Genomic DNA, 12,457 nt, shown 5'->3' with positions numbered 1-12,457 from the left:
GCCAGAATTTTTGAAGATGAACTTGGGACTTGATAAATTATTTTTATCAAAGTGTGTAATTTATATGAATGATTTAATTAGTGTCGCACATAAGGAAATAACATTAAGGCATCCTGAATGAGGTCGGCCTTGTTACTTTTAGCTAAATATATTGCATAAATATCGCGTTTATATTCAGGTGCATCCTCAACAGGGTGAAGAGTGCCTTTTCTGATAGGTTCAAAACACATCTGCTTAGGGAGATAGGCACAACCTGAGGCTTCCAATATAAAATTAAGTGCAATACGTGGCTGACTCATATTGTGTCGCATTTGGGTATTATCGCTAAAGTCACGCAGTATTTGGCTATTCACCGATTCGCCATAATCCACCATGATCATATTTTTGATCTCGGTCGTGGATATCCCTTTTTCTGTTGATACGAGTTGCAGTGGGACGATTGCGACTTTTTCACTAATGATATCTTCAATAAAGGGTGGCTCAAATAGAAAGGCGATGTCGATCACTCGACTGATCACTTGTTTTCTTAACTCGAGTGGCGAGTAGGTATGAGTATACAAGTGAACATCATCGAGATTACGATGAATTTTTTGTAGCCAGTCTTGTAAAACGATATCCCAAATTGACATCATGGAGCCGACAAAAAGCTGGTAGGCATTGGTCTGTGATACGCCCACGTCTTGTTTGAGTTTTTGCCACATAATGATCATTTCATTCGCATGCTTAATCAGACGGTGCCCTTCCGCAGTCAGTTTTAAGCGTTTTTGTGTGCGATCAAATAATTGTACCCCTAACTCTTCCTCTAGTTGTTTAATGCGGCTACTAATGGCCGCTTGTGTGAGATAGAGGTTTTCAGCTGCGACTCTTACATGCAAGGTTTGGCTGACTTCTAGAAATGTTGTTAGTAGCTCAATTTTCATATAAAACTCCTTTAAAACCCCATAATTTTAATTAAATATTTTTATCATACCGTATTTTTTATTTTGATTTTTTTTTCAAAGTTTTTCAACTACATTTCGCTCCATAAATTCATAGCTATTCATTGGAGCTAAAAAGTGAAAATTGCCATTTTATCGAGAAACGAAAACCTTTACTCAACTCGCCGCTTAAAAGAAGCGTGTATCGAACGCGGACATGAAGTTGATATTATTGACACCTTACATTGCTATATGGATATTACCAGCAGTCGCCCAGCAGTGCGTTTCCACGGTGAAGAACTTCCGCAGTACGATGCCATTATTCCCCGCATTGGTGCATCGGTGACTTTCTATGGTACGGCAGTAGCACGACAGTTTGAAATGATGGGAACGTTTAACATTAATGAGTCAGTCGCGATTAGTCGTTCACGTGATAAATTACGTTCACTACAACTACTTTCACGTAAAGGCATTGGTTTGCCACGTACAGGTTTTGCCTGCAAACCTGACAATATCAAAGATTTAATCAAAAATGTGGGTGGTGCTCCGTTGGTAATTAAACTCTTAGAGGGTACACAAGGGATTGGCGTGGTATTGGCGGATACAGCAAAAGCAGCTGAGAGCATCATTGAAGCTTTTATGGGCTTAAAAGCGAATATTTTGGTGCAAGAATATATAAAAGAAGCCGGTGGTGCTGACATTCGTTGTTTAGTCGTTGGGGGCAGTGTCGTCGCCGCCATGAAACGTCAAGGTGAAGAAGGTGAATTCAGATCGAATCTACATCGCGGCGGTAGTGCGGAAATTGTGAAGTTGACTAAAGAAGAGCGTGCCACAGCGGTTAATGCTGCTAAGGCAATGGGCTTAAACTTCTGTGGAGTAGACTTGTTGCGTTCACACAACGGACCGATGGTCATGGAAGTTAACTCTTCACCTGGTTTAGAAGGTATTGAAACGGCTACTGGGTTAGATGTTGCTAAAAAAGTGATAGAATTTATTGAAAAAAATGCAAAATTTAATGCTAATAAAACACGAGGCCGTGGTTAATTTCCACGAGATGTATCTATGAGTGAGTTAAAGATAGGTGAGCATATTATATTACCAGGGCAGACCAAAAAAATTGATCTGCCCGTTGCGAAGCTTTATACAGATGCAGACGTCCACTTACCCGTATATATTATTCGTGGGAAAAAAAGTGGCCCTACTATATTTGTGAGTGCTGCAGTGCATGGTGATGAGCTCAATGGGATTGAAATTATTCGACGGTTGATCAATCTCAAAGGGTTTAAAATTTCTGCCGGAACATTAATTGCGGTGCCCATGGTCAATGTTTATGGCGTAGTGAATCAAAGCCGCTATATGCCTGACCGTCGAGATTTAAACCGAAGCTTCCCAGGTTCGGCAAAAGGGTCCTTGGCGGCACGTGTGGCTAACATTTTTCTAAAAGAAATTGTGAGTCATTGTGATTATGGGATTGATTTGCACACAGGAGCGATACATCGTTCCAATTTACCGCAGATAAGAGCAGAGTTGGAAGACGAGGAAACCTTAGCGCTAGCAAAAGCATTTGGTGTCCCTGTTATTTTGAATTCTGACATTATTGAAGGCTCGCTGCGAGATGCAGCAGTGGCGAGTGATACCAAGGTTTTGCTATATGAAGCCGGTGAAGCTTTACGCTTTGATGAATTCTCCATACGAGCAGGTATCAAGGGCATTGTGAATGTTCTTAGACACTTAAAAATGATGCCTAAACGAAGAGCCAGCAAAAAAGATATTAAGCCATTCATTGCGAACAATAGTGGCTGGGTACGTGCTACGAGTAGCGGCATTGTCACCCATTATTTTGCATTGGGCGATCAAGTGAAAAAAGGCGATGTGCTGGCGGATATTGGCAGTCCATATGGTGAAATTCTGGGTGAGGTTTTAGCGATTAAAAGCGGAGTCATTATTGGCAAACAAAATATTCCACTGGTGCAAGAAGGTGAAGCGATGTATCACATAGCGTACTTTAAAGAAGATGATGAAAAAATCGCAGAGCATATTGAAATTACGGAAGAACAACTGGTAAATAATACTGAAGAAAATGAGGGGTTGTTATGACAGACCGAATGATTATCGGCCACTTAGAAAGCATTGAACTGCCTGAGTTAGGCATTAAGCAATTAACCGTTAGGGTCGATACCGGCGCACAAACATCCTCGTTGCACGTGGATAATATTCAGCGTGTATTGGTGGACACGAAACCAGCGGTATCTTTCGATATTCATCCTGAAATCCATAATGTGGAGAAAGTTGTGCGCTGTACCGCTTTATTGCATGACGTTAGGAAGGTGAAATCATCCAACGGGATCAGCGAACAGCGCTATGTCATTAAAACGTTAGCTGTATTGGGGGCTCATCAGTGGAATATTGAAATCACATTAACCGATAGGTCAGATATGACTTACTTGATGTTACTTGGGCGACAAGCTTTAAATGAGCATTTTTATATCGATGCGGGCAATGCGTTTGTCGCATCACATAACTAAATTTAATAGGCGGTGAAATAATGTTGGAACTCATGAAGTATTGGCTTAGCTATCCTTTATTTACGTTTAATGAACGCGTCGTCACGGTATTAGAGGTTTTAGCGGTCCCTTTATGGCTAATCGTCAGTGTGTGGATGGTACATTTTTTTATCGCCAAATTAGGGAATAGGCTCCGCCAAAAAAACCAAGATCCCAATATTGTCCATTTGGTGCAGCGTTTGCTGTACATCGTCGCTTTGGCGGTGATATTTATTACTACATTGTCCATGTTAAATGTACCCATTACAGCTTTTGCATTTTTGTCTGGTGCGATTGCTATCGGTTTTGGTTTTGGCGCCCAAAATGTGATCAATAATTTTATTAGTGGTTGGATTTTAATGGGAGAAAAACCCATCCGTATTGGTGACTTTTTAGAAGTGGAAGGGGTCAAGGGGATTGTCGAAGAGATCAATACCCGTTCAACCCGTGTACGTCGAGTTGACGGCGTACACATGCTGATCCCAAATAGTAAGCTGTTGGAAAACACGGTTATCAACTGGACTCTAAGAGATAAACTCATTCGTGGTACTGTTTCGGTGGGTGTCGCTTATGGTAGCGATTGTCAAAAAGTGAGAGAAATCATGCTTGCAGTCACCAATCAACAAGCAGAAACATTATCTGAAACCGGCAAAGAGCCACAGGTGTTTTTTCAAGATTTTGGAGACAATTCACTTTTATTTGAAGTCTATTTCTGGATAAATTCTCAGGTAGAAGGTGGGCTTAGGTTAGTCGCGAGCAACATTCGCTTTGCACTGGATAAAGAGTTCAATGAACAAAATGTCGTAGTCGCTTTCCCGCAGCGTGATCTTCATCTAGATGGCACGTTAAATATTGTGAACCGAACAGACGGTGAATCGTCATAACAAGGAACAGGAGGCAACATGCATAGTTTTGTTTTGCAAAGTTGGCAATTAACTCACTGTGATACCCCTTATCAAATGAGTTCAAGTGAACAACTTGCGGCTTCTGGGTATTGGATCCACTGTGATCGTTCATCAACGGAGTTTGAGCAGTGGTTAATTGATGAAGGTATTGATGATTCGATTAGAGAATCATTGTTAGCTTCGGATACCAGACCCAGGTTTCAACAAATTGATGAAAATAGTTTTTTCTTGATTCTTAGAGGGGTTAATCTCAATAAAGGTAAAGACCCTGATGATATGTTGACCATTAGGTTACTGTATACACCGCAGCGAGTGATAACGTGTAATCAGCAACGTTCTAGGGCGATTGAATCCATTGCTAATGATTTTCACAAAGGGCAAGGACCCGACAGTATGGAAATGTTAGTCGTGACACTGTTAGCACAATTACATGCCAAAATAGACTCTGTTATTGAGCCCATTGAACACTTTATTGAGGATCAAGATGGAGAAATATTTACCCCAGAACAAATTTCTGAAATCAATACCCAACACAGAAAATTACTCCGTTTAAATCGCTTTTTGAAGCCACAACTTTATGCACTTTCTGCGTTAGTGAAAAATAAGCTTACAGCATTTGATGCTTTTGACGTCTACCTTGCTACTCAGTTAGATACATTACAGCGTATCGTAGACACTATCGACTTTTATATCGCTCAAATTGACGTGATTAACCAACGAATTGCCCACATCAACAGCGAAGTCATGAACAGAAATACTTACCTGCTCTCCATTATTGCGGGTATTTTTTTACCACTAGGTTTCTTGACTGGTTTGTTTGGGATCAATATTGGTGGGATGCCGGGTGTTGACAATAACAACGCTTTTTATTGGTTTAGCGGTATTCTTTTTGGGATGGTTTTGTTTGAAATTTACCTCTTTAGGCGACTTAAATTTCTCTAATTACCCTAGTGCAATGCAGCAGATACAGTCGTTAGCCGTGCTTGCTGTGAGGTGGCTGCGTCAAATTTCGATTTTATCGAAGGATTAACCTTTTGTGGTAAGCAATTTGAGGATGATGTCGGCGGCTTTGTAAGAAAAAGACCTGGCAAGCTTGCTGAAAAGTCTCTTATATCTGTAGGCATGGTCTAAACTAAGGTAATCACTAGACAAAACACAAGCATAGGCTAGATTAAGTTTATGGATTATTTAGGATTGAGAAGAGCGATGCAGCAGCGTTCCAATATTTTAGTTGTCGATGATGAACCATCTAATGTACAAATTTTAGCCGAGGGTTTGTCAGATGATTATGATATTACGGTCGCAAAAAATGGTTTGGAAGCATTTAATAATGCACAAAATTTCCAACCAGATCTAATTTTGTTGGACGTTGGCTTACCGGATGTAGATGGTTACGAAGTGTGTAAGCTGCTTAAAAATCATGACGCAACTCGTGACATCCCAGTGATCTTCGTAACGGCTCGTGATGATGACGACGATGAGCTTACAGGGCTTACTTTAGGCGCTGTAGATTATGTGCGTAAGCCATTTTGTATGAGTTTGGTCAAAGCCCGAGTCAGTAACCAACTCGAACTACGTCATAAAACTCAATTACTGGCTGATTTGGCGATGCTCGATGGTTTAACCGCGATTCCTAACCGTCGTCATTTTGAAGTTGAGTTTGAGAAATCTTGGCGCTTTGCCCAGCGTAAACAAAGGCCATTATCCATTGCGATTTTAGATATCGACTATTTTAAACAGTACAACGATATTTTTGGGCATCTTCAAGGTGATAAATGCCTGCAGACGGTCGCTAAGAAAATCTCCGACTCTTTGGTCCGTCCAATGGATTTTGTAGCACGTTATGGCGGTGAAGAATTTGTCATTATTCTGCTGGATTCTGATTTGGATTCGACGATTAAAGTTGCCGAAAAAATCCGTAAGGGTATAGAGTCTTTGTGTTTAAAACACGAATACCCGACCAGCAATAGTTGGTTAACGGTGAGTATTGGGGTTGCGACTATAGTCCCGCAACAAGGAGACAATCACAAAGAACTCTTACTTCAAGCGGATAAGAATCTATATCATGCTAAAAGCATGGGGCGAAATCGTTCTGCTCAGGCTTAGTATTTAGCTAATAAGTAAATACTGTATTCGTATTTAACAAACTATCCGAGATAAACCAGAATTGGCCAGTACCTGTGATCCTGACATCTTCTGTGAGACAGGCATTGGAGGAACTGATACGTTCACCCATCGCTAGGGTCAAGCCATCGAGTGGATATTGCAAACCTTGGCTTGTTGCAAATATACAAGGCGTCGCTGGGATGATCCCGAGAATTTCAGCTGGAGTATGGCGACCTTGGTAAGTGTTGTGGCAACCAACCACACTTTGTCTAGCATCAGTCAACACTAAATTCGGGTAATTGAGCAGCAGTGAAAGATTTGCCAAGCTGTGGTCCCATCGCCCCCCTAAAAAACCTATTCCGATAACTTTAGGTGCTTGGATCCGAGTAAGGCATTTTTCTAGATCATTGGAATGTTGTTCACTAACATGTAAAAAGTTAGGATTTCCTGTCAACTCTCCAATATGACTGTCACCATCACCAATGCCCCAGACGTTTTCACGATCAGGTGCATGTTGTAAGCCACCATCCGCACAGACTATCGGTCCGCACCAATCTTGGATAAACGTCTTTTCCGTGGAAGAAAGTGGCGCATCCCCGACCAATAATAAAGGCTCTGTAAAAACTAAAGGTAGCTGCATAGTATTTTTCAACGATATATTTTTCAATGACCAATTTTAGTGACACAACAATTTTGCTCTAAATCGCAATTAAAAAATACTCAAACGACCTAGCAAAATGTCCTTATACATCACCCAATCACCTAAGAAACTATAAAAAGGGTGTTTAAAAGTAGCAGGGCGATTCTTTTCGAAAAGAAAGTGACCTAACCAAGCAAAACCATAGCCAATCAGAGGAACCAACCAAAGATAGACTGCTGGTCCACCCGTTACGACATAGAAAATAATACCAAGCACTAATGATGAACCAATAAAATGCAGCAAACGACAGGTTTTATTGCGATGTTCTTTTAAATAGTAAGGGTAAAACTCTCTAAATGAGCCAAACGTTACAGGTGTTTGAGCCATACAGACCTCCAAATTAACAGTATTGGTATCATAATCTAAAACGTATTAATAAGGTACTTTACTAAGGTGATTTATGCGTAAAGTGTAGTGCTATATGAAGGGGAGATTCTTTTCTAGATTGATTTATTGTGGATGTCCCCCATAATAATGAAAATACCCAATAATTATGTAGCGCTAAGATGGCAATTCCATCTGATGTTGCAGACAGACGAGAAGGAAAGACCTGTGTTAAGTCCTGTTGCTATTACGATGGATAACTTCCAACAAATTATTCTTGAAGACAGTAAATCTAAATGGTTGTTACTCCAGTTCTTTGTGCCTGAAAATCAAGCATGTGCCCAAACCACACAAATTCTCAGTACAGCTGTACAGCCTTATGCCCAACATCTAACGTATGCTCAGGTAAACTGCAATGAACAGCAGCAAATTGCACAGCAATTTGGTATCCAAAGTGTACCGACAGTTATGCTGATTAAAGATGCACAGCCGGTGGATGGTTTTGCCAGTGTACTGGATGCAGCACAAGTTGAAGAATTTTTGGTAAAGCACTTACCGCGCCCAGAAGATGAATTATTGATTGCCGCTCAGGAGCAACTGAATGCAGGGGATATTCAAGGTGCGTTTACCAGTGCTCAGCAAGCATATGCTTTAGCGCCAAATAACCTTGACTGTCAATACATGCTGGCTGATTGTCAGATTGATTTAGGACAGATTGATGCGGCCAAAGCCTTGTTAAGTTCTATTGGACTAGCGGATCAGGACAATCGCTACCAAGTGTTACAGGGAAAAATTGAACTGGCGCTCCAGGCAGCAGAGTCACCAGAAATCAAAGCATTACAAGCACAACTAGCAGAAGAGCCTGAAAATAAACAGATTAAAGTCGATTTAGCTGTGCAACTGCACGCTGCTCATCAGACTGAAGATGCCCTAGCATTATTATTTAGTGTAGTCAGTGAGCAGCTAGATTTTGGTGAAGCCAAAAAACTTTTACTCGATATGATCAATGCACTACCAGATGGTGACGCATTAAAGTCGAGCTATCGTCGCAAAGTATATAGTTTACTTTATTAGACTTATTGCTAAATAATTCTAAAATCGTACTAATTGAGCGTGAATTAATATGCAATTATTGTTAGAATTCGTGCTTAATTTTTTAGCGCTTGTGAATTATGGCAAAGAACGTAGTAGTGCTCGGTACCCAATGGGGTGACGAGGGTAAAGGTAAAATTGTTGACTTATTAACTGAAAAGGCAACATATGTCGTCCGTTATCAAGGCGGACATAACGCAGGTCACACTTTAGTGATAGACGGTGAAAAAACAGTTCTTCACCTTATTCCATCAGGTGTACTTAGAGATAATGTTACTTGTGTGATCGGTAACGGTGTTGTGCTAAGCCCTGAAGCATTACTTAAAGAAATGTCGATGCTAGAAGAACGCGGCATACCAGTAAAAGAGCGTTTGGTGATTTCTGAAGCGTGTCCTTTGATCCTTCCTTACCACATTGCATTAGACCAAGCGCGTGAATTAGCCCGCGGTAACAAAGCCATCGGTACTACCGGTCGTGGTATTGGTCCTGCGTACGAAGATAAAGTATCTCGTCGCGGTTTACGTGTGGGTGATTTGTTCAACGCGGAAGATTTTGCCACTAAGCTCAAAGAAATTCTCGAATATCATAACTTCATGCTAACGGAATATTATAAAGTCGATCCGGTCGATTTTGATACGGTCTACGCTGAAGCTATGGAAGTAGCAAAAATTCTTAAGCCAATGATTGTTGATGTGACTGATTTATTGGATAAAGCCGATAAAGCCGGTACAGAAATTATGTTTGAAGGTGCTCAAGGTACTTTGCTTGATATCGACCATGGTACCTATCCGTATGTAACAAGCTCTAATACTACGGTAGGTGGGGTCGCAACCGGTGCTGGTTTTGGACCTTTAAAACTTGATTATGTCCTAGGTATTGTGAAAGCTTACACAACACGTGTAGGTTCTGGTCCTTTCCCGACTGAACTAGACTGTGAAGTCGGTAATCATTTGGGTGTCAAAGGTCATGAATTTGGAGCGACTACGGGGCGTAAACGCAGAACGGGCTGGTTTGATGCAGTGGTTATGAAACGCGCGGTACAAATCAATTCAATTACTGGTTTATGTCTGACTAAACTGGACGTACTAGACGGTCTTGAAACATTAGCGATTTGTGTTGGTTATGCCGATGCAGATGGCAATGTTGCTGATGTCCCTCCTATGGCAGCAGATGGTTATGATTTGATTAAACCTGTTTACGAAGAAATGCCTGGTTGGTCAGAAAATACTTACGGTGTCACTGATTTCAACGCGTTACCACAAGCAGCGATTAACTATATTAAGCGTCTGGAAGAGTTGTGTGGTGTGCCAATTGATATCGTTTCAACGGGTCCTGATCGTAACGAAACGATTGTGTTACGAGATCCATACGACGTATAAGTAAAAAAGATAATTGCCAGCAGTGTCATTAACCATTATGGTGAAGACACTGCTTTTTTTTGCAAAAAATTTAGGTTCATCAGAATAAAATAACAGATTTGAGGTTGGATAAACGATGTTAGCGCCTTTTCATTTAGCAATTCCTGTTACTTGCCTGGCCAAAGCCCAAGCATTTTATGGCGATTTATTGGGTTGTACGACAGGTAGAACAGATGCCCAATGGATAGATTGGAACTTCTTTGGTCATCAGCTGGTAACACACAAAGTCGAGGCTATGCCAAGTGCGCCGAAATACAATAGTGTAGATAATCATGCTGTACCGGTGCCACATTTTGGTGTGGTACTCAGTGTAACGGATTGGCAGGTGTTGAGTGCTAAGTTACAAGCCGCAAATGTTGAGTTTATTTTAGCGCCCTATACACGCTTTGCAGGACAGGCGGGAGAGCAACATACGCTCTTTTTGTTAGATCCTTTTGGCAATGCATTGGAATTTAAAGCATTTGCAGATATTGGACAGTTATTTGCAACCGACTAAGATGTTGCATTAGAAAGAGTTAATTTATTTCATAGTTCAGTTTACCGAGGGTGGGACGACTCTTTCAGTTCACTATTTTGTAGTGGACTGCACTGAAATACATTGTGAGTTATTAAGAAAGGGGTTAGAAAAGGGGGAGAGTAAACCCGTTCAATATCGAGTTATAATAATGGGTAAAATTACTTTACCCATTTACTCATCTTAAATTTTAAGGCATTTATTTAGGAGCCACAGCAGATACTTGTGCTTTACCTCTACCATGACTTTCCGAAGCCGCCTCAACACCTTCCTCTTTTACATGGATTAAATGCAAGTCACCAAACCTACGCTCTTTTACCTTGTAACCCATATCATTGAGCTCATCAATAACACTTTGCTGCAATCCTTTGTGATGACGGATTTCATCTTTGGGCAATAACTGGTGATGAAAGCGGGGCGCATCGACGGCATCTTGTGCGGACATATTAAACTCAAGTGTGTTTAAAATAGACTGGTAAACCGAGGTTATGATGGTCGTCCCACCCGGCGCTCCAGTCACTAATCTAACGTCTCCATCTTCTAATACAATGGTTGGGCTCATGGAGGAAAGCATACGTTTGAAAGGCTGGATTTCGTTGGCGACTCCGCCTACAGCACCAAAGAAGTTAGGGACACCTGCTTTTACACTGAAGTCATCCATTTCATTATTTAATAAGAAGCCGGCACCTTCGACAACGACACCTGAACCAAAACTTAAGTTAATGGTTGTTGTATTAGAGACAGCGTTCCCGTATTGATCAAGAATAGAAAAATGTGTGGTTTGCTCGCTTTCGGTCAAGCCAGGACGAATTTTTTCAGTCGTTGAAATACTTTTACGTTTTACACCACTGGCACGTTTTGCAATATATTCAGGGTTAGTTAGCGCTGCGACTGGCACCTTATAAAAATCTGGGTCACCTAGGTATTCAGAGCGATCAGCAAAGACACGTTTGCCGATCTCCGCTAATAAATGCACATACTCAGTCGAGTTGTGCGGATGCATTGGGGTCAATGAGCCATCAGCTGCTTTGGTGCGAGGAGCTAATAAGTCGTACATATTTAACCATTGAGAGATTGCTACTCCACCTGAACTTGGAGGCGCAGCGCTGACTAGTGTGTAGTTGCGCCATTGTGTTGTGACCGGTTCTCTGAGTTTTGCCGTGTAGTCAGCTAAATCCTTCGCGGTGAGTAAACCGCCTTTTTGGGTCATAAAATCAGCGATAATTTGCGCCGTTTTTCCTTTGTAAAATCCGTCCGTACCATTGTCACGAATGCGCTTCAACGTTTCTGCTAATTCGGGTTGTTTGAACAGTTCACCTGATTTAGCGTGTCCAAAATAATCGACAAAGTTAATATCTACGTCGCGCTTGCTCATGCGCTCGATATAACTGCTGATTTTTTTGCCTAGTTTTTCCGGCACGATAAAACCATTTTCCGCGAGATCTATCGCAGGTTGCACTAATTCAGCCCACGGCAGGGTGCCGTATTTTTTATGTGCTTCCCACATGCCAGCAACGGTACCTGGGGTACCAGAAGCGTAGATACCAAATAAACTTTTTAAACGTTCAACATTACCATCTTTGTCTAAATACATATCACGGGAAGCGGCTGCGGGTGCAGTTTCGCGATAGTCGATGAAGTCATTGCCGCGGTCGGTATGAATGACCATAAAACCACCACCGCCAATATTGCCAGCTTCAGGCAGGGTGACCGCAAGGGCAAATTGTACTGCGATGGCCGCATCAATCGCGTTCCCACCTTTTTGTAATACGGCCATACCCACATCAGAGCTAAACGTATCAGGTGCGGCAATGGCACGATGGCCTTGGGCAACACTGGAGAATGAAAAAACACACAGCAAAGAAATGATTAATGCACGCAAGAGAGGAACTCCAAAAATTATATACCTACTAAGATTACACCAAAGACTTTATAGGA

General features: G+C 41.5%; 13 protein-coding genes. 9 read left to right on the top strand and 4 right to left on the bottom strand.

Annotated features, from left to right (window positions below; all coding sequences use genetic code 11):
- Positions 1 to 77: 77 nt before the first annotated feature.
- The gene (locus NLF92_RS05225; RefSeq protein WP_254099555.1) at positions 78 to 920 is read right to left on the bottom strand and encodes a LysR family transcriptional regulator; all 843 of its coding nucleotides are present in this window, start codon (positions 918 to 920) and stop codon (positions 78 to 80) included.
- Between the two features lie 135 nt (positions 921 to 1,055).
- Between NLF92_RS05225 and rimK the strand changes: the two genes are divergently transcribed.
- The 6 genes from rimK (at position 1,056) to NLF92_RS05195 (ending at position 6,471) form a co-directional block, all read left to right on the top strand.
- Complete coding sequence (gene rimK, locus NLF92_RS05220; RefSeq protein ID WP_254099554.1) at positions 1,056 to 1,961, top strand: 30S ribosomal protein S6--L-glutamate ligase; 906 nt, start codon at positions 1,056 to 1,058, stop codon at positions 1,959 to 1,961.
- A gap of 18 nt (positions 1,962 to 1,979) precedes the next feature.
- The gene (locus NLF92_RS05215; protein WP_254099552.1) at positions 1,980 to 3,014 is read left to right on the top strand and encodes a succinylglutamate desuccinylase/aspartoacylase family protein; all 1,035 of its coding nucleotides are present in this window, start codon (positions 1,980 to 1,982) and stop codon (positions 3,012 to 3,014) included.
- On the top strand, positions 3,011 to 3,442 hold the full coding sequence (locus NLF92_RS05210; protein WP_254099550.1) for an ATP-dependent zinc protease family protein: 432 nt from the start codon (positions 3,011 to 3,013) through the stop codon (positions 3,440 to 3,442). Before NLF92_RS05215 ends, NLF92_RS05210 begins: the two co-directional genes overlap by 4 nt.
- A 32-nt stretch (positions 3,443 to 3,474) precedes the next feature.
- A complete protein-coding gene (locus NLF92_RS05205; protein ID WP_254099548.1) occupies positions 3,475 to 4,344 on the top strand; it encodes a mechanosensitive ion channel family protein in 870 nt (289 codons plus the stop codon).
- A gap of 18 nt (positions 4,345 to 4,362) precedes the next feature.
- Complete coding sequence (locus NLF92_RS05200) at positions 4,363 to 5,307, top strand: zinc transporter ZntB (protein WP_254099546.1); 945 nt, start codon at positions 4,363 to 4,365, stop codon at positions 5,305 to 5,307.
- A 264-nt stretch (positions 5,308 to 5,571) separates the two neighbouring features.
- The gene (locus tag NLF92_RS05195; protein WP_254099544.1) at positions 5,572 to 6,471 is read left to right on the top strand and encodes a diguanylate cyclase; all 900 of its coding nucleotides are present in this window, start codon (positions 5,572 to 5,574) and stop codon (positions 6,469 to 6,471) included.
- Positions 6,472 to 6,478: 7 nt separating this feature from the next.
- Here the strand turns inward: NLF92_RS05195 and NLF92_RS05190 are convergent, their stop codons facing one another.
- On the bottom strand, positions 6,479 to 7,111 hold the full coding sequence (locus NLF92_RS05190) for a motility associated factor glycosyltransferase family protein (RefSeq protein WP_254099542.1): 633 nt from the start codon (positions 7,109 to 7,111) through the stop codon (positions 6,479 to 6,481).
- 69 nt (positions 7,112 to 7,180) lie between these two features.
- The gene (locus tag NLF92_RS05185; RefSeq protein ID WP_254099540.1) at positions 7,181 to 7,498 is read right to left on the bottom strand and encodes an Mpo1-like protein; all 318 of its coding nucleotides are present in this window, start codon (positions 7,496 to 7,498) and stop codon (positions 7,181 to 7,183) included.
- A 225-nt stretch (positions 7,499 to 7,723) separates the two neighbouring features.
- Here NLF92_RS05185 and NLF92_RS05180 point away from each other — a divergent pair, with 225 nt between their 5' ends.
- The 3 genes from NLF92_RS05180 to NLF92_RS05170 all read left to right on the top strand — a co-directional run bounded on the left by NLF92_RS05180 (position 7,724) and on the right by NLF92_RS05170 (position 10,501).
- The gene (locus NLF92_RS05180; RefSeq protein WP_254099538.1) at positions 7,724 to 8,569 is read left to right on the top strand and encodes a tetratricopeptide repeat protein; all 846 of its coding nucleotides are present in this window, start codon (positions 7,724 to 7,726) and stop codon (positions 8,567 to 8,569) included.
- 98 nt (positions 8,570 to 8,667) lie between these two features.
- Complete coding sequence (locus NLF92_RS05175; RefSeq protein WP_254099537.1) at positions 8,668 to 9,966, top strand: adenylosuccinate synthase; 1,299 nt, start codon at positions 8,668 to 8,670, stop codon at positions 9,964 to 9,966.
- Between the two features lie 115 nt (positions 9,967 to 10,081).
- Positions 10,082 to 10,501 (top strand): VOC family protein, encoded by a 420-nt coding sequence (locus NLF92_RS05170; protein ID WP_254099535.1) that lies wholly within the window; start codon positions 10,082 to 10,084, stop codon positions 10,499 to 10,501.
- Positions 10,502 to 10,718: 217 nt separating this feature from the next.
- Here the strand turns inward: NLF92_RS05170 and ggt are convergent, their stop codons facing one another.
- Positions 10,719 to 12,401, bottom strand: coding sequence for a gamma-glutamyltransferase (ggt, locus tag NLF92_RS05165; RefSeq protein WP_432420210.1), 1,683 nt, complete (start codon positions 12,399 to 12,401; stop codon positions 10,719 to 10,721).
- Positions 12,402 to 12,457: the final 56 nt, after the last annotated feature.

It is taken from the genome of Opacimonas viscosa (assembly GCF_024199005.1).
In the GTDB taxonomy this organism is placed as follows: Bacteria; Pseudomonadota; Gammaproteobacteria; order Enterobacterales; family Alteromonadaceae; genus Opacimonas; species Opacimonas viscosa.
The sequence above is the reverse complement of the archived record's forward strand: the minus strand, read 5'-3'. Positions and strand labels throughout refer to the sequence as shown.